The organism is Halobacillus sp. ACCC02827, assembly GCF_030291935.1.
GTDB lineage: Bacteria > Bacillota > Bacilli > Bacillales > Halobacillaceae > Halobacillus.
Map to the genome: position 1 here is coordinate 3,403,687 of NZ_CP128168.1, position 24,443 is coordinate 3,428,129.

Genomic DNA, 24,443 nt, shown 5'->3' on the forward strand with positions numbered 1-24,443 from the left:
CTAGCTAGCGACGCGCTTCCTGCAGACGTCCCTTATATATTTCTACTTTCTTCAAGTCAATGTCCAAGTCACGGGCATACTTCTTCAACCGCTTCTCCTCGACCGGATTGACGAGTGACACAACCGTGCCCTCCTCCGATCCAATCCTTCCTGTACGACCAGCTCTATGAATGTAGGAAGTTCTGTCCTTAGGCATGTCCAAGTTAATGATGCAGTTGATTTCCTGGATATCCAACCCCCTGGCCGCTACATCTGTCGCTAACAACAATGGGTACTGACCCTGGCGGAATTCCCGGATCGCCTTCGCCCGATGTTCTTTTTTTGCATCACTATGCAGGAGACCAATGTCCAGCTTATGGTAAGTCAGCTTCTCTGCCATAATATTCAGCTTGGCGATGTCTTGAAGGAAGGCCAGGCCGAAGAAACCATCTGTGTAGGACAGTTTACGAACGAGCTCCACTTTATCACGGTCGGAGCAAGCAATATAGGTGTGGGTGACAGCCGGCTTCTGAGCCTCTTCCTGCACCCGGATTACCTCAGCGTCTTCTTTCATAAAGCTTTGAGCTACATCAATGACCGTATCCGGCAAAGTAGCAGAAAATAGCAGGATCTGCGTATCCTTCCTTGTGCTTTTCAACACATTCTCAACCGTCTGAATATGCTCAGGGACAAGCAATTGGTCCGCTTCATCCATCACGACCGCATGCATTTCATGTGCTTTCAGCTTCTTCTTCTGAATCAGCTCGTACACCCTTCCCGGTGTCCCGACCACAATATGAGGTTTCTTCTTCAGCTTATCGATCTGACGCTTCACGTTCGCTCCGCCGATCAAAGTAGTGCTTGTCATACCGCTGTCTTTTGTCCATACCTGTATTTCCTGATGAATCTGCATCACCAGTTCATGAGACGAAGCCATGACCAAAACCTGCGTCTGCTTCTTCTCCGCGTCCACCTGCTGGATTAAAGGCAGTAAATAAGCAAGGGTTTTACCACTTCCGGTCGGCGCCTCCGCAAGGACGTCTTCTTTATTTAAAATAAATGGGATGGCCTGCTCCTGTACATTCGTGAAAGTGTGGAAACCAGAATTCTTCCACGCCTCCTTAAGCGAAGGGGATAGTTCAGCAAACCAAGGCTGTTCTTGTTGAGTCATAATCTATATCTTTCCTTTCCTCATTCCATAAGGCTCCGTCAATGCTTCCGGGAGCTGTCTATAAAAAAATAGGCCTCTTCCCATATTGGATGGCGGAGAGACCTTTCATACATGATCCATAGCTTAATTCCATTATACCACCATTACGGCCTGTTTTCGATAAACTTCTTCAAACGAGGCAGATGGTCCTCATCTTCCTTTTTGATAATCCGCTGGATCAAGGGCTTCATCATGGTGTTACGGATTCCCTCCGTCTTCATTTCTCCTCGGAATGTCACTTCCGTACTCCCCGCTTCCCGCTCCGTGAACACATAGTGATAACGCAAATCAAGACCGTTCTGGACACTTCGGACAGAATAACTTTCATTCCTTACGAAGTCCGTTACTTCTATAACCGCCGGGATTTTCCTTCCTCTGATCAACCTCGTCTCCTTGAAACGATACCCCTCACGCACAGGCCCCTCACTCAACAGCTCCACATCAACAACGGCGTCCATCACTTCCGGACTATTAGAGAAATCGATGGCGGCAGCAAATACTTCTTCCAACGGTTTTTGTATTATTACAGACTGCTTCATAAATGTCATAGGAAAGCCCTCCTGTCAAAAGTCAGTTCTTCCACCTATTCGTGTGATAGTGATAAAAGTCCTTTTTCAATAAAAAGAATATCCAAGCATCAACTCACGCATGCTAGAAGAAGATATAGAAGGAAGAGAGGTACATTGTCATGGACTGGTTATCCGTCGTCCCTTTCATTGTGGTTATCATCGCTGCCGTCTGGACTAAACAAGTCATTCCAAGCCTGCTTTTCGCCGTCGTCGTCGCAGGATACATATCCGACTTCCACCTGCTGGGTGGCATGATGGCAGCCCTTGGGTTCATTATCGAAGGGCTTTCTGATGACAGCAATTTGAAAATCATCCTTTTTCTTTATGTGTTCGCTGCCTTAATCGGTCTGATCAAAATGGCCGGAGGCATCAAAGGCTTCGTAAAAGAAGCTACCGAAAGAATCGAAACCAAACGAGGAGCCTTCCTGCTGACGTGGCTGTCATCCCTTGGCACCTTCTCTGCACCCAGTTTTCGTATTGTGACAATCGGGCCGGTGATGAAAGCAATGAGGAAGAACATTCCTATGTCCAAACAGGAGCTGGGCTTCGTCATTGAAACAACTGCTTCCCCACTCGTCGTGCTGATTCCGGTAGCAACTGCTTTCGTCGGCTATATGACCTCGGTCATCGCCCTTTCTCTGGAGCAGGCGAATACGACAGGAGATGCTTACAGCTTATACATCCAGAGCATTCCATTCAACTTCTTCGCCTTCTCTATGCTCCTTGTAGGCCTTTATTTAAGTTTCTTCCACAGGAATAAAAAAGCTGCCACAGATGCGGAAAATATGGATCAGGAGCCGCGGGAAGATGATGACCAGTGGGAAGACTGTCACCCTGCCGTGACGAAGGAGCTGCCCGCAAAACCCTGGCGTTTGATTATCCCGCTTTTCGCCGTAATCGGGCTCACCTTCCTGCTTATGTATATGTCGGGAGTCCGTGATGGCAAAAGCGGATTTGATGCATTGATCAACGATAACGTACTGGATGCAATGGTACTCGCCGTTCTCATCACGTTAATTGCACTCGTCCTGTTCCTGAAGGTTCGTTCGGAATCACTGAAAAAGATGATGACAGTTATTACAGAAGGCGGCAATGAAATGATGGGTGTTATTATGCTGCTCGCTCTCGTCTGGGGCCTGAGTCGCGGCTCCGAAACACTGGATTTCGCCGGCACGATATCTTCCTCCTTCGGCTGGATTCCCTCCGGATTCGTAGCTGTTGTGCTGTTCATCGTCGGCTGCGGGCTGTCCTATTTCATCGGATCTTCCTGGGGCACGTGGGGAATACTGATGCCCGTCGGAATATCCATTGCCACAGTCGCCGGCAGTTCTCTCCCGATGGTGATCGGCGCTGTCTTCGCGAGCGGGACCTTCGGTGCATTCGCTTCACCTTTAAGTGATGATACGAATACGACAGCCGGAATCCTCAACTTGAATCCAATTAAATATGCCAAATTCAAGTTAAAGCCCGCCTTGATCGCCGCTGCCATTGCAGCTGTTTTGTACTTTGGTTTATCTTTTCTCCTCTAAAAAAATCCGAACGATTCCCGGAATGCTGATCAGAGCATTCCAGGAGCGTTCGGATTTTTTATTGCACTTATTTGATAGGAAGATATAGCCGATAGCTGGTTTGGGATCCCGTGTAAGGCTGGTATTCTTCGAAACCGAATCCTTCCACCTGTTCATAACCCTTTTCCTTGATCCATTCGTGGAGATAAAGGTAAGGATTGAACTCATGAAGGGACGGATCATACTCCAACACCGCATACGTATAAGCAGGAATTGTTTTTGTAATCATATCTTGTGGAATCTTCTCGAAACTGTCTACCTCGACACCGGCGATCCAGTAAAAGGCATCCGTCATCTCATTCCAATTGGGAGGATCGACGAACATACCGAGAGAACAGGGAGCATTAATACGATTTTTTACCTTCGGAAGCTTCATCGTATGGAATTGTTCCATTAGTTGCGGAACCTTCACTTCCCTTTCATCCATCATCGTTTGGCAAGAGACACCGACCACTTTGAAATGGGACTTCTTCATGACTTTAGGTTCCACAGCCGTTGTCATTTGTTCACTCATTCAATGGCCACTCCTTTAAGATTTGATCGCTTTCCCTAACTACTTCCACATTCAATCAAAATTCCCTTTATAAAAAAGGTTGTTCGATGTTATTCGTAGTAATTCGACCATATTAGTGAATCGTCCATTAATGAAGTTCCTCATTCCATATCATACGGTTCGGTTCTATAAAAATATGCTTGTTTTTTTACCGCCAGCCGATAATCGCCTGTAAAATTGCCTTCTGTACGTGCATACGGTTTTCCGCCTGTTGGAAAACGGCGGATTGCGGACCGTCGATGATCTCTGCTGTCACCTCTTCTTCTCTGTGAGCTGGAAGACAATGCAGGAAAGAGGCGTCCGGTTTGGCATGAGAAAGAAGCTCTTTATTTACCTGATAGCCTTGGAAGTCTTTTAAGCGCTGCTCCGCTTCCTCCTCCTGTCCCATGCTGGTCCACACATCCGTATAGACAACGTCTGCATCTTTCACCGCTTGGACAGGGTCCGGTTCGATGGTGACAGAACCGTTATATTCTTCCGCCAGAGCTTTTGATTTAGCGGTAATCTCTTCATCCGGCTCATATCCTTCCGGAGCAGATACCACCACTTCCATCCCCATCATCGCTGCAAGGATCATTAGAGAATGAGCGACGTTGTTGCCGTCTCCGATGTAAACCAGCTTGATGCCGCACAATTGGCCTTTCAGTTCAAGGATGGTAAACACATCCGCAAGCGCCTGACACGGGTGATAGATATCACACAATCCATTGATAACCGGGACTGTCGCATGCTCGGCGAGCTCCGTTAAGCGCTCGTTGGAAGTCGTACGGAACATGATGGCGTCTACATAGCCGGATAGGACGCGGGCGGTATCGGCAATCGTTTCTCCACGCCCGACCTGAATGTCTTTCGTGTTGAGATAAAGAGCGTGCCCTCCCATATGCCCCATCCCGACTTCAAAAGAAACACGGGTTCTAGTCGATGATTTCTCAAAAATCATAGCAAGGTTTTTTCCTTTTAATGACTGATTGTAGGGATTTTCCTTAATATATTGTGCCTGTGCCAGCAGTTGGCAGACTTCCGACTGGCTGTAATCCAGCCAAGTCAGAATATGTTTGCCCTGCATAGAACTGTTCGTTGAATACATCTGCTCCATTAAATTCATTACGTATGCACTCCTTCCAGGATCATCTCCGGCAATGGGGTAGGTTCGTTCTTCTCTACTTGAAGCCCCTGCCAAAAGGCTTCAAACGTTGTTGTTTCGCTAAACACCTGCACACCGTTCTTCGTTGCCTGAATTCTTCTGCTTCGCGCCAGCTCCGTTTCCTGGTCATTGACATAAAGGACGGCAGATGCGGTCGTCAGCCACTCTTCAAAGTCGAGTTCAGATGACGGAATGTGAGAATATCCCTCCACATCGACGTAACAAATGTCCTTGTCCTCCCGGATATCAGGAAGATGAGCGAATACTTTCTGCAAGGCTTCCTCTACCGTATTACCGAGACACATCCCTTCTCCAGTGGACTTCATGTTCGGTCCAAGCTTGTGGTCCAGTTCCGTCATGGCATAAGAAGAAAAGACCGGATATTTAACAGCTGTTACGGTGATGTTCGGAACCTGCTTCTCAGCGAGTGCGAACCCAGGAGCATCGACGAGCACTTGTACCGCGTAATCGACCAAAGGAACGGCAGCAACTTTACTGATGATCGGCACCGTACGACTTGCGCGCGGATTCACTTCCAGTACGTACACGCGTCCATCGACACAGAGGAATTGAATATTCATGATACCTTTGTATTGGAAGTGCTGGACGATCTGCTCACTATAGCGGCGTACTGTGGATTTGATTTCTTCCGACAGAGCCGAAGGGAAGATCGCCATACTGTCACCGGAATGAACGCCTGCCGGTTCAATGTGCTCCATGACATCCGGAAGGAAGATGGTTTCACCATCCCCGACCAGGTCGACTTCCACTTCCATGCCCTGCATGAAGGAGTCAAGAACGATCGGATAGTGACGGTCTTCCGTTTCGTCGAGCGCCTGCTTCAATTCTGTTTCGTTCTCGATCTTCACCATTCCCTGTCCGCCGATAACGTAGGAAGGACGACAGAGAATCGGGAAATTATAAGTTGCCGCCGCAGACCAAGCTTCCTCCTTCGTATGACATGTCGTTCCGGAAACATGCGGAATATCTAATTTCTTCAATGCTTCATAGAATTTATCACGGTCCTCCAGCTCATCCAGAACGTCTGTTGATACACCAGCCAGCGGGAGACCTGCTTTTGAAAGCTCCTCGGCCAGGTTGATGGCTGTCTGACCACCGAATTGTGTGAATACGAGATCGATTCCTTCCTGTTCGACAATGGCTTCCACAATTTCTGTATGAATCGGTTCGAAATACAAACGATCAGCAGTTGCGTAATCGGTACTTACCGTTTCCGGGTTATTGTTGATCATGACCGTCGTCCAGCCCAGCTTTTGGAGACTTTCGATCGCTTTAACGGCACTATAATCGAATTCGACACCCTGACCGATCCGAATAGGTCCGGATCCGAGGATCAATGCTTTCTTCTCCCCCGCCAACGGTGCTATTTCATTGTTGCCGGCATACGTGCTGTACACATAGTTGGTAGCTGCTTCAAACTCAGCCGCACATGTATCGACGACTTTGAACTTCGGCTGTAAATCGAAATCCTTTCTCCAACTCTTAACTTCCTGCACCGACGCACCTGTATGCACGGCAATGGTCGGGTCAGAGAATCCATAGACCTTCGCCTGCTGAAGAAGCTCTTCGGTGACAGGACCGGATTCCAGCTGCTTTTCTGTATGGACGATGTTCTTAAGGACGTTCAAGAAGAACAGGTCAATTTTAGTCACTTCATGAATCTTCTCGATCGTCACGCCTTCTCTCAGAAGCTCTAAAATGGCGAAGTAGCGGAGGTCCGTCGGTTTCGTCAATTGTGTCCACTTATCTGTAATGACAGGAATGCTTGTATCGAGCGATTGGACGGCCTTCTGAAAAGCCCCTTCGAGCGTTCGATCGATCGACATGACCTCTCCCGTTGCTCTCATTTTCGTGCCAAGGCTTCTTTCCGCTTCGGGAAATTTATCAAACGGCCAGCGCGGGAATTTCACAACGACATAATCCAAAGCAGGTTCAAAGCTTGCATACGTATGGCCTGTCAATGGGTTCAACAATTCATCCAACGAATAACCGAGAGCCACTTTTGTCGCCATCTTGGCGATTGGATAACCGGTCGCTTTTGATGCTAATGCAGAAGAACGGCTTACACGCGGATTAACTTCGATGACATAATAGTTTTTGCTGTGTGGATCGAGGGCGAGTTGAACATTGCAGCCTCCGATAACCTCCAAAGCCGACACGATTTTAAGGGAAGCACTTCTCAACATTTGGTATTCTTCATCCGTTAATGTCTGGGAAGGCGCTACAACAATGGAATCACCTGTATGAACGCCAACCGGATCGAAGTTCTCCATGTTACAGACCGAAATACATGTTCCATTATGGTCCCGCATAATTTCGTATTCGACTTCTTTAAAACCGGCAATGCTCTTTTCAACAATGACCTGATGAATCGGACTCGCTTTCAGACCAGTCAGGATCAACTCTTCCAATCCTGATTCTTCGTCCACGATTCCACCGCCTCGGCCGCCAAGTGTGTAGGCAGGGCGGCTGATAATCGGGTATCCGACACGCTCGGCAAATGCTTTCGCCTGTTCCAGCGTCGTAATTACTTCACTCTCAGGAACCGGCTGATCCAGCTCGTTCATCAAGGCACGGAACAACTCCCGGTCCTCCCCTTGTTTGATAGAATCCACGCTTGTTCCAAGAAGTTCTACTCCGTATTTTTCCAGTACTCCTTCTTTTTCCATCTCAACAGCAAGGTTTAGTGCCGTCTGCCCGCCAAGTCCCGCAAGAACGGAATCCGGCTTCTCTTTCTCGATGATGGCAGCAATGCTCTCGACCGTCAGCGGTTCACAGTAGACGACGTCCGCTATTTCATGATCGGTCATAATCGTCGCCGGGTTATTGTTGACCAATACGACTTCATGCCCCTCCTCTTTAAGTGCAAGACACCCTTGTGTGCCTGAATAATCGAATTCCGCCGCCTGGCCGATCACGATCGGACCAGAACCGATGACTAATACTTTCTTAGACATGAACGTTCACTCCTTTTTCCACTACCTTTACAAAGTCATTAAATAACCATTGTGCATCCGCAGGTCCCGGATTCGCTTCCGGGTGGAACTGCACAGACATTACCGGTTTTTCTTTATGCATTAAGCCTTCGACAGACCCATCGTTTACGTTATAGAATCGTTTTGTAAGTGGTGTAACATCGAGACTGGCTTCGTCCACCACATAACTGTGGTTTTGAGAAGACAGGAACACCTTTCCTGTCAGCTGGTCTTTAACCGGGTGATTGGCCCCACGGTGTCCGAAAGGCAGTTTCTTGGTATTGGCTCCATAGGCGAGAGCGATGACTTGGTGTCCCATGCAAATTCCGAAACTTGGGTGGGTATCCAACGCCTCTTTTAAAGCCGGAAGATGAGGCAGAACGTCTTTCGGATCCCCCGGACCATTAGATAGGACAAGTCCATCAAGGTGAAGATCGTTCACTTTCTCCACCTGAGTAAAAGGAATAACGCTCACACGGACGTTCCATTTAAGCAGGGATTTCAAAATGGACTTCTTCCATCCGAAGTCGATCATTCCTATATGCAGCGGTCCATCGCCGTGCGTTTCTATTTCCTCCCCATGCACCTCATACATTTGGTTTGTTTCCAATGGTTCGAAGTCACGGACAGGTTCATCTGCCAAAATCGCTTGTCTCGTTCCTCCAGACCGAATGGCCTTAGTCAACTCTCTTGTATCGACACCAGTCAGATACGGGACGTTATTCTCCTCCAAGTACTCACCAAGAGAATGTGTCGCTTTGTAATGGGTCACCATGTCTGCGCACTGAAACATGACGACGCCGCTTACCTGTACCTCCTTACTCTCCCCATCATCGGCGTTGATGCCGTAATTGCCGATTAGTGGATACGTGAAAACAACAATCTGCCCTTTATAGGACGGATCCGTCAAAACTTCCTGATAACCTGTCATACCGGTAAAGAAAACGACCTCTCCCTGAACAGGTTGTTGATAATATCCCGAGACCTTTCCTTCGAACGTTTTTCCATCTTGTAAGCTTAAGTAACCTTTCATACGTTCACCTCATAACTTGAATAAATATTATTTTTAATGAATTTTTATACATTTAATTTCCAGAAAAGGTGGCCCCGAAATGCGAGGTCCACCAATGCTTATATTAAGCTTTTTGAAGTTCCTGCTCATGTTTCTTTAATACTTCGCCCAAAAGCGCAACCGCCTGATCGATCTCCTCTTCCGAAACTGTCAGAGGCGGTAAAAGCCGAAGAACATTAGGACCAGCAAGGACTGTCAATAATCCACTCTCCCTTAAAGCATGTACGAGCTGGATTGCTTCCGTATCCAGTGCAATCCCAAGCATCAATCCTTCGCCCCTCACTTCCTTCACGTAATCGACAGAAGATAGCTCAGACACAAGCTTTTGCTTGAATAAGCGCCCTTTCTCTGTCACATCTTCGAGGAAGGAATCATTGAAAATCGTTTCGAGCGTCGCTTTCACTGCGGCAGAAGCCAACGGGTTCCCACCAAAAGTCGAACCATGGACACCAGCTGTGAATGTTTCCACGAGCTCTGCCTTTCCAAGCATGGCTCCTACAGGAAAACCACTGCCGAGACCTTTTGCAGAAGTAACGATATCGGGATTCAGATCATAATGCTGATACGCGAACGGTCGACCTGTCCTGCCGATTCCCGTCTGCACTTCATCAATGATCAGCAAAGCACCGAGCTCGTCACACTTCGCTTCGACAGCTTTCAGGAACTCCTTCGTACCCGGGACGACGCCGCCTTCCCCTTGGATGACTTCGACCATGATCGCAGCAACATGGCCGTCATGAACCTCTTCAATAGCCTCCACATCATTGTATGGATAGTAGTTAAAGGTAGGCAGCAAGGAACCAAACCCGTCGTGGATTTTCGCCTGCCCCGTTGCACTCATCGTTGCAAATGTCCTTCCGTGGAAGGACTGCTTAAATGTAATGATCTTTTCTCTTCCAGTGTGTTTACGTGCCAACTTAATGGCCGCTTCATTCGCTTCTGCTCCACTATTACAAAAGAAGACATGATCCAGATCGGTCTTTGAAACTAAAAGCTCCGCTGCCCGCTCCTGCACAGGGATCTGATAAAGGTTTGAGACATGCCAAACCTGCTCCATTTGTTCTTTCACTGCAGCTTCCACTTTGTCCGGCCGGTGACCAAGATTACATACGGCGATTCCGGAAACGAAATCGAGGTATTCCTTCCCTTGATCATCCATTACTTTCGTTCCCTTTCCGGAGACGATCGTCAACGGAAACCGATTGTAGGTAGGAAATAAGCTCATTTGACTTTCTCCTTTCGTTTCTCTGAAATCGATGTCCCTTTTATCGTTCCATGTTCCATCAGTGCTGTCTCTCCACTAACGATCAAAACCTCTTCCAAATCGTCGGACAGTGCTTCGACAGCGGATTTCACTTTAGGAATCATACCACCATAAATGGAACCGTCTTCGATCATACTTTCTATCTCTTCCGGCGTCGTTGCGTCCAATAGAGAGCCATTAATAAGAATACCGGGAACATCCGTCACATACAGCAGCTTCTTCGCTCCGACTGCACGTGCAATTGCTCCTGCCGCCATGTCAGCATTGACATTTACCGTCACTCCATCCGATGTTTTACCGAACGGGGCTACAACAGGAAGATACCCTCCTTCGAGAATATGGTTCAGCACTCCTGGTTCTACTGCTTCTACCTCACCAACGTAGCCAAGGTTTTTTTCATCTGCGAAGCTGCAGGTTAATAAATCCGCTTCAGATCCTTTGACTCCGATTGCAGATATACCCTGTGCGGCTAAGCTTCCTGTAATCTGTGCACTCACCTGACCACCCAGCACCATCTCGACGACAGCCATCGTCGGAGCGGTCGTTTTACGCAGACCATTGTAGAATTCACCTTCTATTTTCAACTGTTCCAACATTCTGTTGATAGCCGGGCCGCCGCCGTGGACGATAATGCAGTGATAGTGTGCTAGCACTGACCGGAAGCTTTGATAGAATTCGTCCGTAAGCTGGTCTGTCATACTGCCGCCAAGCTTGACGACAATCACCGGTTTATGTTCTGTAGCTTGCATTGATTTTGATGTAGTCATAAGTCAAGTCACACCCCCAAGCTGTGCCGGTACCTTCCCCTACGCCAAGCTTGATGCCGATTGTCACCTTTTCATTCTCCAGGTCTTCTGCTGCTTTCTCTTCAGAGAAGGCACATGCCGTACCTTTACTGAATACGAGTTGGTCTTCCATATGAATATCGCATTCATTCGGATCAAGCGTTGCTTCACTGTGCCCAATTGCACTTACAATACGGCCCCAGTTGGCATCCCTACCGTAAACAGCCGTTTTGACAAGACTGGAACCGACGACTTTCTTGGCGATAATTCGAGCTTCATGGTCGGATTTAGCACCGGTAACATTTACTTCAATCAGCTTCGTGGCACCCTCTCCGTCCCGGGCGATCTGCTTAGCCAAGTCTTCACAGACGAGCTGAAGGGCTGCTTGAAATGCTTCCCAGTCCGGATGATCTGTATTTAACGGTTCGTGGCCTGCCTTTCCGTTTGCAAGCGCAAGCACCATGTCATTCGTAGACGTCTCGCCGTCTACGGTGATCTGATTGAATGACTTATCAATCGTATGGCTCAGGGCAGCCTGCATATCGGCCGTATCAATGACAGCGTCTGTTGTTATGAAGCCCAGCATAGTAGCCATATTCGGATGGATCATACCGGAACCTTTTGCTGCACCGGCGATCGTGACTGCGACTCCGTCGATCTGCACTTGATAACATGTATGCTTTTGACATGTATCTGTAGTGAGGATAGCCTCCTGGAAATCCCCGCTGCCTTGCTCGCTGAGTTCTACAGTCCGGCTACCTTCCGCAATCTTATCCATCGGAAGCTGTTCCCCGATGACACCCGTAGAAGCGACAGCCACGTATTCATTAGGGATCTCGAATCTAGAAGCGATGAGGTCACGCATCTCGTAGGCGTTGGCCATACCCTCTTCTCCAGTACAAGCGTTGGCAATAGCACTGTTGATTGCAATGGCTTGAATCTTTCCGCCCTTAGCGATACTCTCCTGTGTGACCTTCAGAGGTGGAGCCTGAAAGTGACTCTGCGTATAAACAGCCGCGATGGAGGCTGGAGTCTCACTCATCAGCAAACCGAAATCCTTCCTGCGATATCGGAGGCCGCAATGCACCCCTCCCGCTGTAAAGCCTTTCGGCGTCACGATTGACCCTTTTTCTAGTTTTTCAATTTGATGTACGTTCTTCGCTTCTATCAACGTTTCTCCTCCTCTTCTTAAGGATAGACAGGAAATTCTGGTAATCCTGCACTTTCGTCCTTATTGAATATTAGATTCATATTTTGTACCGCCTGACTTGCTGCGCCTTTCATCAAATTATCGATGACGCTGACGATGGTTACCCGCTTCGTCCTCGGATCGATCGTCATACCGATATCACAATAATTCGTTCCGTACACGTCCTTCGTACAAGGGAACGTACCATCTTCCCTGACACGCACGAACGGCTCCTGTGCGTAATAGGAACGGTAGATGGAGCGCAGTTGTTCTTCCGTAACCTCTTGTTTGAGAGTCATATAGATCGTCGACATAATCCCCTTCGTCATTGGAACGAGATGTGTAGAGAACGTAACAGGCTCCGTATCTTCTTCCCACTCAGCAAGCTGCTGTTCAATTTCGGGAATGTGTTGGTGCTGATTCACTTTATATATTTGAAAGTTTTCCTGTGCATGTGCAAAATGAGCCACAGGGTTCGGGTTCTTCCCTGCCCCTGATACGCCGGACTTCGCATCAATAATGATGGAAGAAGGAACGGCAAGGCCTTCTTTGACCAGCGGCCCAAGACCAAGAAGTGTGGCTGTCGGATAACATCCAGGGTTTGCGATGACATCCGCCCCGCGAATCGCCTCTTTATTCCATTCCGGCAGGCCATAGACAGCGGTTTGCAGCACGTTTGAGGCAGCAGGTTCTTTTTTATACCACCGGGAGTAGCTTTCCGCATCCTTCAGCCGCAGGTCTCCCGATAAATCGATAATTTTCGCACGGCTGCCGGCAAGCTGGGGAGTGAGTTTACTGGAAACCCCGGCGGGCGTCGCTAAAAAGATGACATCCTGTTCTTGCTTCATCTTCTCCGGCTCGACATCTTTCAATTCGTGCTTCGTACCACTGTTCATTTGTGGATATATATCTTCAAAATACTCCCCTGCCTGTGAGGAGGAATACAATGTGATTGTTTGTATATTTGGATGAGCCTGTAAAATCCGGAACAGCTCGATGCCGCCGTATCCTGTAGCTCCGACAATTCCTGCTTTCAAACTAAAACCACCTCTATGTATATTTATAATTTCCTCTGTATATTTACAATATTATTAACCCTTAGCCCTAATATGTCAATAGCCAGATGAGACTAATTGATTTTTTTACATATTAATATTTTCCCAGATTCGCTGAACCCTTGTTTTATCAACATTATCCCCAATCGCATCCTTAGGAAAGGATGGGTGGATTTATACACATGTGGATAACCCGGAAAGACTGCGCCACCTCTTTGATTTCCATTCACATATACACAATTTTATACACATTATCAACAGAACCAAAAAACGCACATGAAAGAGTTGTCACCTTTCATGTGCTTCACATTTATTGAACAGAAAAGGATTGAAAAATGTTCTTCTCACTGAGCGGAAAGACTTCGCGGCCGGTCAGCTGATTAATAATTAACTTATTGCGGTAAATGGACAGCCCCAAGTTTGTCGAACCGACACCATGCGTATGGGAAATACCGCTGTGGACGAATATTTCATTCGGCGTGTCTGCATTTTTCTTCAATCTGTAATCTTCTGTCACTTCATAACGGCCTTGATCATCCCAAACAAGGAAGTCCTCCATGTAATGAACGAAATCCGGAACGTAAGGCTTATACCCGGTCGCGGCGATAATGACATCTGTTTCGTGCGTGTACTTCTTCCCTTTTTGATAATGGTAGCAGTCTAGTTCATAGCCGCCGTCTGCTTTTGCATGGACATCCCGGACTTCGGTAAGTACCTGAAGGCCGACTGGAAGCTCTTCTCCACCAACGGAGTATTCGTAAAGCAAATTATAGATATCATTCACTGTATGATTACTGATCCCCTTGTAGTATAACCCCTGCGTAGCAAAAATTTCATCTTTCTGCTCCTGGGGAAGGCTGTAAAAGTAGTTTACATAGTCTGGAGAAAAGTGTTCCAGACTCAATTTCGACTCTTCCATGGAAGAGAAGCCGGGCGATCTCGTAATCCAGTCCAGCTGGAAGCCGTACCGGCGCTGTTCCTGCAGGAGATCGCGGAACGTTTCGGCAGCACTCTGTCCGGATCCGACCACTGTGATCGATTTCTTATTCAGGCATGCATCTTTGTTTATAAGGAAGTCTGCCGTATGAAAAACATCCGTTTCCGGTAGTCCTTGGAAAGATTGCGGCATGGATGGAACGCTGCCTGTTCCCATAACGAGATTCCTGGTTCGATACAGCGTAGAATTACCTGTTTCGATATCGAGAACATCGACTTCGAAGGTGTCCCCGTTATCTTTGACATGACGGATCCCCGTGACGCGCTTACCAAACCGGCAGGATGACAACTGATCGGCGACCCATCGGCAGTAATCATTATATTCTCTGCGCGGAATGTCCAGACGCTGCAGGAAATAGAACTGATACATCCGATCGTGCTTGCTGATATAGTTCAGGAAGCTGTACGGGTTCGTCGGGTCGGCCATTGTAACCAGATCCGCAAGAAACGGAACCTGCATCTTCGTTCCCTCGATCAACATACCCGGATGCCATTCGAAGGCAGATTTCTGTTCAAAGAATAATGCATCCACTTCCTCTATATCATCCAAAAGAGCGGCAAGGCTCAAGTTGAAAGGTCCTGTTCCGATTCCGATCAAATCATATATAGGTTCTTGTTGTTCCATAGTCACTACCCCTTTTTTATCTGAAAATACCTTCATTTCAGAAATCGATGTATTGCTTCTATGTTATCATAACCATAAACAAACGATAACTGATGATTAAAGGGGAAAAGAATATGGACATAGAATTGCTGCCTGTGGATAACCGGGAAGAATATAAGCCGTTTCTCTTACTGGCAGATGAAGAAGTGGATATGGTGGACGCTTATCTTCATGAAGGAGAGCTGACAGCCATCCGATTGGACTCCGCTGTAGTCGGTGTATGCCTGTTCGTTTTTCCAGATGAAGAATCGGTCGAAATTAAAAATATCGCCATATCAGAAGCTTACAGAGGAAAAGGTATTGGAAAACACGTGATTACAAAAGCCGCTCAACAATATAAAGAAAAAGGGTACACAAGTATGATTGTGGGCACATCAAACTCCAGCATCGAGAACTTGTCCTTTTATCAAAAGGCGGGCTTCCGTTTCGATCATATCCTTCCCGATTACTTCCTTCGTTACCCTCAGCCGTTTTATGAGAACGGCATCCGCGGCATCGATATGGTGGTATTCCGAAAATCGCTGCTTGATTAAAATAACAATAAAAACGCTCCTGCTCATTAAGAGAGGAGCGTTCGTCTTGTCCAATTAATCCACAACAATATAAGCGATCATCGGACCGCTGGCGGCCTTGTCTGCATGTGTCGTGCAGATCAAACGATACACGCCTTCTTTCTTGAACTTTAAATCGACGACTGTTTCCTTCCCTTTCTCTACAACCCCTTTAATATCCGTACCTTCTATATAGAATGGATGTTCCTCCCCATTCACCCCGTACATACTCAATTGGAAGGGTTCATCCTTCTCGACGACAATTGTGCCGGGATCCCAACGGTAAGCCTCCACCTCTCTGCCGTCTGCGGTCGTCGTTTTAAATTCACCGGTAACTAATTGAATGACCCTGGGTTCTTCATTGGTCGGTGCAGTGGAAGTAGCTACGGCTCCTTTCCAGAAATAGCTCCCCAAAAAATATGCAGCGAAGGCAATGACAACAGCACCCGCAATCCAGCCGATCTTCCGCGCATTTACAATCCACGCATTCATCCACATCCCCCTCTCCCTCTTGATAGTACATATATATGCAAGAATGTGGATAACTTGTCCAGATAACAAAAAAAGAACTGCCAAAGGCAGCTCCTACATAAATAATTTCGGATCGATCCACTCCGTGTAGCCGGACGAAGATTCATCGTCCCCATTCATCAAAAGCGAGTCACAGGATTGGGAGTATTCAAAAGGAATAGCCTGCACATAATCGTGCGGGAGAAGATCTGCATCCTTATATTCCGTAAACGGCCGATCGAGGGGACGCCCATTTACTCTGTCCTTCTTCAACTCATCGACAACGATCCGACCAATTTGTCTGCCTAACCGGAGCCCCTGGTCATTGTCTGCCTGGTAATGTACACCCGCATAAAGGCGCGAGCGTGCATCTTCTTCAGCAACCTGATTAAGCTTCCTTCTTTCAGCAGGGAAAAAATAGCCGAGAATTATCTCTGCCGCTCCGGAAACAGTAGCGTGACCGGATGGATACGACGGATGCTTCGGCGTACAGACGACCGTAGCTAAATGGCGGTCCAACTGGTTCGGCCGGGGTACGAGCCATTTATATTTCAGAGACCAGCACACCACGAAGGCATCATTCATGCCGCTGAACAAAGCTCCAAGGATTCTTGCTGCCCGAGGGGCTTCCACTCCATACGTATCAATGAGTCGATCAATGATCGGAATCCACTGTTTGGAAGGCGGACCAGCTCCCCAGTACTTGGCAATGGTAATTTGTTCTTGCGTCAAGTTTGCAAGGGTTCCTTTAACGGTTTCTAATTCCTCATACCAATCGATCGTATCCGGATCTTTAATGGCAAGACGAATGGGACGCCCATCCATTTTCTTAAAACCGTGCCTTCGACTATGCTGAATGAAATATGTTTTCCACTCGCCTGCTTCAAACTCCACTCCCCGTTCTACAACAGGCGGCACCTTCGTCCCTGCATAAGGTATTTCGGTCCAGCTCGGATAGTGACGAGACATGGCATTCCCCTCCTTTTATCCTTACCATATGTAGAGACAAAAGGAGTGTTCCATTAATATGTCACTGGTGATGACCTTCCGTTACAGGAGATTGCGCTTTGATCAAATCCGCGTAGAATCCACCCTGATTCATCAGCCGGCGGTGACTACCCTGCTCTATAATTTTTCCGTGCTGCATAACGAGTATTTTGTCTGCCGAACGGATGGTATGAAGTCTGTGAGCTATGACAAAACTTGTGCGACCCGCCATCAGCCGCTGTAGCGCCGTATTAATTTTACTTTCGGTCAAGCTGTCGATACTACTTGTCGCTTCATCCAAAATGAGCAGGGAGGGATCAGCAATCATCGCCCTCGCGATGGAAAGAAGCTGACGTTGACCGTGACTCACCCCTTTTCCATCGGAATCCAGAACCGTTTCGTACCCTTCAGGAAGGTTTACGATGAACTCATGGGCACGCGCGGCCTTTGCTGCAGCCTCGACTTCTTCATCCGTAGCCTCCAAACGGCCGTAGCGGATGTTTTCCCTGATAGACAAATGAAACATGGTCGCATCTTGAAGAACCACTCCCATTCTGCTCCTCAGCCAACTTCTGGGTACTCTCTGAAGATCCACCCCGTCCAAATAAATCGCGCCTGCATCCGGGTCGTAAAATCTGGAAAGAAGCGAAAGAATCGTTGTCTTCCCTGCACCCGTCGGACCGACAAGTGCAATTGTCTCTCCAGGTTCTGCAACAAAGTTGATATCCACAAGCGTCGGCTGGCCCTCCTCATAGGCGAAGGACACAGAATCAAAACGGATGTCACCAGATATACTTTCAAGCGGCTCTTCTTTGACCTCACCCTCTACTTCCTCATCCAACACTTGAAATACACGCTGCGCTCCAGCTACTGCCGATAAAATCATATTGAACTGATTAGCAAGGTCATTGAGTGGACGGGTAAATTGACGGGAATAAGTGGTGAAAGCAACGATCACACCAATGGAAATACTGCCATTCAACGCAAGGATACCACCGGCCCCGATAATAATGGCAAAGCTTACATTATTCAGCATGTTCATTAATTTCGGGATGAATCCTGTGTAAACCTGTGCATAATAACCGGATTCCCTGAGTGCTTCATTCTTCTTTTCAAAACGCTCTATTACCCGCTGCTCCTTGGAAAACATGCGGACGACCGGCTGGCCGGTAAACATCTCTTCCACATACCCGTTCACTTCCCCCAGATCTGTCTGCTGCTGCTTAAAGAAAGGTCCTGTCCGTTTCGTAATCCATTTCATTCCGAAATACATGACAGGAACGATAGTCAAAGTCAGCAATGTCAGCAAAGGACTCAGCCATAACATAAGCACAATAGTGCCGGTCAAAGTAAGAACACTGGTAATGAACTGGACGACCGCTGTGTTCATGGTTCGGCTCACATTCTCGATATCATTGGTCAACCGGCTCATCAGCTCTCCTTGCTGCATCCGTTGAAAATACAGAACCGGAAGTTTTTGTACATGGGAGAATAAGTGATTCCGCATTCTGCGAACCGATCCTTGCGCGATATCGATCATCCAGTAGTTTTGCAGCCACAGGAAGACAGATTGACATACATAGAGTATGAGCAGCAGGACAAGCATACCGACAAGTGTGTCACGGGAAGGAACTTCGATCACTAAGTCCACGGTTTTGCCAAGTAAATACGGACCTAATAGTGACAAGGAAGAACTGACCAGAATAGCCGTTATCACCATAATAAACCGCTGCTTTTGGCTCGCCATATATCCCCATATCCTCTGCAGCGTCTCCCACACACGGTCAACCTTCGGCGGACTTGTGCCTAATCCTTGATGACGCCTGCTCATGAAATCACCCCTTCCTGCTGGGTTGCATGGACTTCCCGATAAAAATCGTTTGAGTCCAGTAATTCTTCATGGGTTCCGTTCGCAATCAGCCTGCCGTTCTGAAGCAGCAGAATGGTGTCCGCATTTTCCACGGAGCTGATTTTCTGTGCAACGATGAAGACGGTGCAGCGCAGTTCATTTAATGCTTGAAACAACCGTTGTTCCGTATGTGCATCGAGCGCACTTGTACTGTCATCAAGCAAAAGGATTTTAGGCTTTCGGACGAGCGCTCTCGCTATGGAGAGTCTTTGTTTCTGGCCACCGGAAAAGACGACACCCTTTTGACCGATTTCCGTATCATAGCCGTCAGGAAGGCTTGAAATGAAGGAGTGAATTTGAGCCCGTTCAGCGGCTTCCTTTACTTCCTCTTCCGTCGCATCCTCTTTCCCCCAAGCGATGTTCTCTCGTACGGAACCAGAGAAGAGATGGACGTCCTGTGGAACCAGGCTTATTTGTTTCCGTAATGGCAGGAGGGCGAAGTTCTCCAATTCTTCCCCATCCAAAGACAATTGCCCGGAGTTTTTTTCATACAGGCGGGGTATTAAATGTAACAAGGACGTTTTTCCTGAACCTGTTTCTCCAAGAATTCCTACGGTTTGACCAGCTTCGATCTGAAAGGAAATTTCCTGAAGTACACATTCGCCGGATCGCTCAAAAGAAACATCCTGAAAGGTTACAGATCCTTGCAGCTCTTTCGTTACAGGAGAAGACGGTTCTGCGATGTCCGTATCCTCCCGTCCGACTTCTTCCAGGCGGACCGCTGATGCGTAAGCTCTTGAGAACACCATGATAAGAAACGTAAAAACAGAAAAAGTAAACAAAATCCTTGTTGCGTAATTGATGATTGCGACCACTTCACCTGCCTGCAAATCTCCAGCACGCAGCCACTCCCCGCCGAAGAAGAGCAGGAAAAGAATCACGACGTTCATACCGAGCATAACGACCGGCATCGCCGTTTCCACGAGCCATAGTGCGCGCTTATTCTGCTTTACAAGGTCATCGTTTCTTTCGCTGAACCGGTCCTTCTCATGTGCTTGTCTATGGAATCCCTTAATGAGACGGATGCCTGTTAAATTCTCACGGATGACGGTATTCAGGGCATCCAGCTTAGTTTGGACGTTTCTAAACAGCCGGACTCCTTTAGTCAGAACAAAATACAAAAAAACGAGCAGAAACGGAACACTGCCGAGCATGATTACAGCCAGACGGACATCAATTGTAAAGGCCATTATTAATGCGAAAACTATGAATAAAGGCGCCCGGAGACCGATACGAACAAACATGAACAAAAAGTTCTGAATCTGGATGACATCGTTTGTGACCCTTGTTACCAGACTCGGCGTAGGAATACGCTGGAAGTTTTCATCCGTGAACGCCTGTACCTGCCGGAAGAGGTCCCTGCGGAGATCATACCCTACCCCCTGACTAAAACGGGATGCATAAAAAGAGTTCGTAATTCCGGCTGCAAACGCGGTTAAAGACAACAACAACAAGATCCCTCCCCAAAGAGCTACGACAGAATATTGTTCCTGAAGAATTCCATCATCAATGATCTTAGCCATTAAAAGAGGCTGGACTAACTCCACAACCAGTTCCAACAGCATCAAAATTAACGCTATGGATGCCGAGCTTTTATAAGTCTTTGTATAAGCCAACACGTAACGCATGAAGGAACCTCCTCCTCTCCTTACAGGTTTCTTGAAACCTACTTCAGTCAGGGTTATACAGACATTCTCTTTTTTAAATATTTCAGTATAACTTTTGTACAACCATTACGACAGTATACGAGGCCTTACCCCTATCCAAAAACCCGGACTTAGTCGTTGTTTAATAAGCAAAAATCCGGCATAATGGGAATGTATCGCTAACATATATGTAAGTACTTGTGGGAATTGCACAAACAAAATAGAATTATATTAATAATGCTTTAAGTACGACGGAGGAAGGTGATGCTTGATGGACAATATAAAACCGATTTTTCCAGTGACGGAAGAGCTCCTCGAACTCGTCGATTTGCTCAATCAGGTCTCTACAGACAACGAAGACCAGGTCATTCCTCAAACCATGGCTGTTCTGAACAAGGTTTATGCTCAAGGCATCATGGAAGGTTATGAAAAAGCGATGGAGAAACAAAAAACAAAAAAATAAAAGAACGAGGTGGATGGAGTGACAGGGAAAACCACCGGGATCGATGTCACCCTTGATATTGTCTGCGGCAAATGGAAAGGACTGATCCTTTGGCAGCTGCTGCATATTGATTCAATCCGATTCAACGAGTTACGCCGCTCTATAGAGGGGAACATCTCCTCCCGAATCCTTACCAGGGAATTAAAGATGCTGATTGATGACGGTTTAATCGAGCGAATCGATTATGGAACCGTCCCTCCCAAAGTGGAATACCGCATCACTCCTTATGGGAAAACGACATCCACGTTTTTGGAAAGTATGAACCGCTGGGGGCTTATACATAATCAAATAAGTCTGTCAGATAAGGACATTACCGGTGAAATACAACATAAGAAGGATAACAGCTGCTGAAAGAAGAAGAGGCCCTTGAACGAGTGAAGAGGCCTCTTCGGAATGGATCAAAACGAACGATCTGCCGGATAAGTAAGGCCGATTTGTCTACGGGCTTCTTCCATTACCTTCGCTGCGATCAAAGTATGTGTCAATGAATTATTTCCAGCATGATTTTTCTCACCTTTAAGAAGAGAAACGAATGCTTCGGTCTCATAATACATAGGAAGAAACTCCTTTTCTTCCACTTCCAACTCCTCCACGCTTCCATCTCTGTATCTAATCTGTATGTCCTTCGGTTCTGAAATATTAGAAATGACTATGGTACCTTCTTCTCCCTGAATTTCCGACGGTGCATACGCATTGATGATTTTCGAATGCATGACGACACCTTCCATATCCTTATATCGGGCTAAGACGGTACCTTCTCCATCCACGCCGGATTCAAGCATCACCCCGTTTGCCTTTACTTCCTCCGGAGCCCCGAACAGGGTGACCATCGGATAAATCCCATAAATACCGAGATCCATCAGAGAACCGTTGGATAGAGAAGGTTGGAAAGCATTTAATACTTCCCCTTCTCTGTAAGCATCATAACGGGAAGAATATTTGCAGAAAACACCTACGTACCTTCTGACCTTTCCAATCTTATGTAAATTCTCCTGAACAGCAAGAAAACCGGGCATCACCGTGGATTTGACAGCTTCCATAAGGACGACACCATTCTCCTTTGCCACTTGAATCATCGATGCGATCTCCTGTTGATTGGACGCCATCGGCTTCTCACACAGAACATGCTTCCCAGCCTTCATAAGCTCAACAGCCTGTCGGGCATGAAAGGCATTTGGACTGGCAATATATACAGCATCCACTTTATCACTTTCAGCCAGTGCATGGATGTTTGTGTACGTTTGGGAAACTCCATAATTCTCCGCAAATGCTTTGGCACGGCTTTCCGTCCTGGAATAGACGGCTGTCAGTTCTACCTCTTTATGCTGACGGGCCGCCTCTATCCACTTCTCTGTAATCGTATTTGTTCCGATCACTGCGAACCTGATCATTCCTAACACCCCATTCGTTAATGTAGCACTATTATACAACACACCAATGAAAAGACCTACCTGATGGAAATTTCAGTCGATGTGCTTCAGACCAATTTCAGCAAGGATTTCCTGGCCTTCTGTCGTCGGGTGGACGTCTCCTTCGATGATCAGCTTCGGCTTTCCCTCAAAAGCCTTATGGGCATCGATCAACTTCACAGAAGCGAAATGCTGGAGCAGTTTAATGACAGATGCATACTGCTGATTGATATAGGATAATGGTGTCGAAAGTTTCTCCCCTGCTGCCGGATAAGGGTTATAGATATTGTAGACGAGAACCTTCCCGTCAGTCAGTTGATCGATTTCTAATATAGTTGAATAAACATTGTAGATAAGGTCTCTGATAATCGGCGCCGCTTCCTCCATCTTCAAACCCTTCAAGCCACCATTTTTCTTAAGAATATTCAGCAGGTCATTCCCTCCAATATAGAGGACGACATAGTCGGCGTCATGAAGCGCTTCACGAAATATATCATTAGAACGGACGGCCTGAAGCAGTTCTTCCGATGTAAGACCAGGGATGCTTAAGTTGATGACCTCCATATCACGCTCCGTACCAATAAGGGATGGGAACGATTGCTTAGGAGGATTTAAGTTCCCTTCTACCAGGTTGTATCCAAACGGAATGGAGTCTCCTATCGCGACCATTCTTTTATCTTGAAAAGCTCCGGCGGTAAGCGGAAAGGACAAGACGAGAAACAGAGCAGTCAATATCGATATAACTTTCACCTTATACATCCCCTGTTCTTGAATTATGTAAGACAGGGCGCCCGCTAAGGCACCCGTCTGACTATTTCCGAATAAACATCTGTACCCATTGGTTTCCGTCTTCAGAAAATCCGACTCCTACATGGGTCATGTTCTTATCCATTATGTTCTTGCGGTGTCCGGGACTGTTCAACCATCCTTTGACAACCTCATCCGGTGTGCTTTGTCCTGCCGCTATGTTTTCAGAGGCCTTTCTATAATCGACCCCATACTCTTTCAACATTTCAAACGGACTTCCATACTTCGGTGATGTATGAGAGAAGTAATTGTTTTCTGCCATATCTTCGGATTTATCCTGGGCTACCTCTTCCACCTCGTTACTATTCTTCAAAGGCTGAAGTCCTTGTTTTTCTCTAGCTTCATTTGTAAGATCCAGGACCTTCTGTTGAAAATCCCCTTCTGGTGCGGCAGACTGATCCTGACCATCTTTTTGTTCAAATAAGTATGGATCCTGCGCTGTACCATTCGGGTTCATCCCTTCGAAAGGAATGTTCGCGTCAAAACGATTCTGTCCGTTCTCATACTGCCCGTAACTTCCGCGATCCTGCGTCCCACGGTCTGCAGGATCAAAACTGACCTCATTTAAATTATTCTGCTGTCTTTCCCTTGCAGATTGATCTGTTGTATTACAAGCCGCAAGCATGATGAGCATCATGACGGCAAATGCTGTGTACCATAAATGTTTAGGCATGTTTCTTTATCCTCCTCAGGAATTTCATCAGTTTTACTATGTACGCCCAATCAAAACTTATCCATGAGAAGATGTTCCATCCCAAATAAAAAAAGAGCGGAATTCCGCTCCCTTTTCCCTTACATATGACAATCCGGACAACAATGTTGACAGCCATTGACCTTATCAAATGTATTTCGCGCTTCCTCGAGTGCACTGCTGCACTCGCTATGTCCGCCTAAAGCAAGCAGGTTCTTCTCGAAAGGCATGAAATTACAACCTTCGACATGCACCTCATGTCCGCCGTCTGCCTGCTGATTCTGATTCGCAAAATATTGAGCCACTAATATCTCCTCCTTAGCCTCTTTGTACCCCGACAAGATGAATTGAAACCGGAAAGGAAGCGTTATCCACACTGTTTTAAAT

General features: G+C 47.0%; 23 protein-coding genes. 4 read left to right on the forward strand and 19 right to left on the reverse strand.

Translation table 11 applies throughout. The features are described from left to right. Positions 1-4: 4 nt before the first annotated feature. Positions 5-1,150 (reverse strand): DEAD/DEAH box helicase, encoded by a 1,146-nt coding sequence (locus QRD89_RS17920; RefSeq protein WP_008636839.1) that lies wholly within the window; start codon positions 1,148-1,150, stop codon positions 5-7. A gap of 143 nt (positions 1,151-1,293) precedes the next feature. Continuing rightward, a complete protein-coding gene (locus QRD89_RS17925) occupies positions 1,294-1,737 on the reverse strand; it encodes an SRPBCC family protein (protein WP_286095951.1) in 444 nt (147 codons plus the stop codon). A gap of 140 nt (positions 1,738-1,877) precedes the next feature. Here QRD89_RS17925 and QRD89_RS17930 point away from each other — a divergent pair, with 140 nt between their 5' ends. After that, positions 1,878-3,287 carry a Na+/H+ antiporter NhaC family protein gene (locus QRD89_RS17930; RefSeq protein ID WP_008636837.1) on the forward strand — a complete coding sequence of 470 codons (1,410 nt, stop codon included), beginning with the start codon at positions 1,878-1,880 and terminating at the stop codon, positions 3,285-3,287. Between the two features lie 67 nt (positions 3,288-3,354). Here QRD89_RS17930 and QRD89_RS17935 read toward each other — a convergent pair whose 3' ends face one another. The 9 genes from QRD89_RS17935 to QRD89_RS17975 form a co-directional block, all read right to left on the reverse strand. Then, on the reverse strand, positions 3,355-3,840 hold the full coding sequence (locus tag QRD89_RS17935) for a GyrI-like domain-containing protein (protein WP_026577771.1): 486 nt from the start codon (positions 3,838-3,840) through the stop codon (positions 3,355-3,357). Positions 3,841-4,027: 187 nt separating this feature from the next. After that, entirely contained in the window at positions 4,028-4,984 is a 957-nt protein-coding gene (argF, locus tag QRD89_RS17940) for an ornithine carbamoyltransferase (protein ID WP_035388135.1), read from the reverse strand. Further along, positions 4,984-8,001, reverse strand: a complete 3,018-nt coding sequence (gene carB / locus QRD89_RS17945) for a carbamoyl-phosphate synthase (glutamine-hydrolyzing) large subunit (RefSeq protein ID WP_286095952.1) — start codon at positions 7,999-8,001, stop codon at positions 4,984-4,986. Before carB ends, argF begins: the two co-directional genes overlap by 1 nt. After that, positions 7,994-9,052: a carbamoyl phosphate synthase small subunit gene (locus QRD89_RS17950; RefSeq protein ID WP_286095953.1), complete on the reverse strand. Its 1,059-nt coding sequence runs from the start codon at positions 9,050-9,052 to the stop codon at positions 7,994-7,996. Before QRD89_RS17950 ends, carB begins: the two co-directional genes overlap by 8 nt. 103 nt (positions 9,053-9,155) lie before the next feature. Beyond that, positions 9,156-10,316 carry an acetylornithine transaminase gene (gene argD, locus QRD89_RS17955; RefSeq protein ID WP_008636830.1) on the reverse strand — a complete coding sequence of 387 codons (1,161 nt, stop codon included), beginning with the start codon at positions 10,314-10,316 and terminating at the stop codon, positions 9,156-9,158. Then, positions 10,313-11,122 carry an acetylglutamate kinase gene (gene argB / locus QRD89_RS17960; protein WP_286095954.1) on the reverse strand — a complete coding sequence of 270 codons (810 nt, stop codon included), beginning with the start codon at positions 11,120-11,122 and terminating at the stop codon, positions 10,313-10,315. The genes argD and argB overlap by 4 nt, the downstream gene beginning before the upstream one ends. After that, positions 11,085-12,311 (reverse strand): bifunctional ornithine acetyltransferase/N-acetylglutamate synthase, encoded by a 1,227-nt coding sequence (gene argJ / locus QRD89_RS17965; RefSeq protein ID WP_008636828.1) that lies wholly within the window; start codon positions 12,309-12,311, stop codon positions 11,085-11,087. The genes argB and argJ overlap by 38 nt, the downstream gene beginning before the upstream one ends. Before the next feature lie 17 nt (positions 12,312-12,328). Next, complete coding sequence (gene argC, locus QRD89_RS17970; RefSeq protein ID WP_026577765.1) at positions 12,329-13,366, reverse strand: N-acetyl-gamma-glutamyl-phosphate reductase; 1,038 nt, start codon at positions 13,364-13,366, stop codon at positions 12,329-12,331. Between the two features lie 328 nt (positions 13,367-13,694). After that, positions 13,695-15,005 carry a lysine N(6)-hydroxylase/L-ornithine N(5)-oxygenase family protein gene (locus tag QRD89_RS17975; protein ID WP_286095955.1) on the reverse strand — a complete coding sequence of 437 codons (1,311 nt, stop codon included), beginning with the start codon at positions 15,003-15,005 and terminating at the stop codon, positions 13,695-13,697. Between the two features lie 113 nt (positions 15,006-15,118). On the opposite strand from QRD89_RS17975, the gene QRD89_RS17980 reads away from it, so the two are divergent. Continuing rightward, entirely contained in the window at positions 15,119-15,577 is a 459-nt protein-coding gene (locus tag QRD89_RS17980) for a GNAT family N-acetyltransferase (protein ID WP_026577763.1), read from the forward strand. 54 nt (positions 15,578-15,631) lie between these two features. Here the strand turns inward: QRD89_RS17980 and QRD89_RS17985 are convergent, their stop codons facing one another. The 4 genes from QRD89_RS17985 to QRD89_RS18000 form a co-directional block, all read right to left on the reverse strand. Then, entirely contained in the window at positions 15,632-16,093 is a 462-nt protein-coding gene (locus QRD89_RS17985) for a cupredoxin domain-containing protein (RefSeq protein WP_008636814.1), read from the reverse strand. A gap of 87 nt (positions 16,094-16,180) precedes the next feature. Next, positions 16,181-17,074, reverse strand: coding sequence for a vanadium-dependent haloperoxidase (locus tag QRD89_RS17990; protein WP_286095956.1), 894 nt, complete (start codon positions 17,072-17,074; stop codon positions 16,181-16,183). A 61-nt stretch (positions 17,075-17,135) separates the two neighbouring features. Continuing rightward, the gene (locus QRD89_RS17995) at positions 17,136-18,923 is read right to left on the reverse strand and encodes an ABC transporter ATP-binding protein (protein WP_286095957.1); all 1,788 of its coding nucleotides are present in this window, start codon (positions 18,921-18,923) and stop codon (positions 17,136-17,138) included. Continuing rightward, positions 18,920-20,629 (reverse strand): ABC transporter ATP-binding protein, encoded by a 1,710-nt coding sequence (locus QRD89_RS18000; protein WP_286095958.1) that lies wholly within the window; start codon positions 20,627-20,629, stop codon positions 18,920-18,922. The genes QRD89_RS17995 and QRD89_RS18000 overlap by 4 nt, the downstream gene beginning before the upstream one ends. A gap of 289 nt (positions 20,630-20,918) precedes the next feature. Here QRD89_RS18000 and QRD89_RS18005 point away from each other — a divergent pair, with 289 nt between their 5' ends. After that, positions 20,919-21,110 (forward strand): hypothetical protein, encoded by a 192-nt coding sequence (locus QRD89_RS18005; protein WP_008636808.1) that lies wholly within the window; start codon positions 20,919-20,921, stop codon positions 21,108-21,110. Positions 21,111-21,128: 18 nt separating this feature from the next. After that, positions 21,129-21,500, forward strand: a complete 372-nt coding sequence (locus QRD89_RS18010) for a winged helix-turn-helix transcriptional regulator (RefSeq protein WP_008636807.1) — start codon at positions 21,129-21,131, stop codon at positions 21,498-21,500. A 47-nt stretch (positions 21,501-21,547) separates the two neighbouring features. On the opposite strand, the gene QRD89_RS18015 is transcribed toward QRD89_RS18010, so the two are convergent. The 4 genes from QRD89_RS18015 to QRD89_RS18030 form a co-directional block, all read right to left on the reverse strand. Beyond that, entirely contained in the window at positions 21,548-22,540 is a 993-nt protein-coding gene (locus QRD89_RS18015; RefSeq protein ID WP_286095959.1) for a Gfo/Idh/MocA family protein, read from the reverse strand. 72 nt (positions 22,541-22,612) lie between these two features. Next, positions 22,613-23,308: an SGNH/GDSL hydrolase family protein gene (locus QRD89_RS18020; RefSeq protein ID WP_062514991.1), complete on the reverse strand. Its 696-nt coding sequence runs from the start codon at positions 23,306-23,308 to the stop codon at positions 22,613-22,615. Between the two features lie 61 nt (positions 23,309-23,369). Beyond that, positions 23,370-24,038, reverse strand: a complete 669-nt coding sequence (locus QRD89_RS18025) for a CAP domain-containing protein (protein WP_286095960.1) — start codon at positions 24,036-24,038, stop codon at positions 23,370-23,372. A 119-nt stretch (positions 24,039-24,157) separates the two neighbouring features. After that, a complete protein-coding gene (locus tag QRD89_RS18030) occupies positions 24,158-24,361 on the reverse strand; it encodes a hypothetical protein (RefSeq protein WP_008636796.1) in 204 nt (67 codons plus the stop codon). Positions 24,362-24,443: the final 82 nt, after the last annotated feature.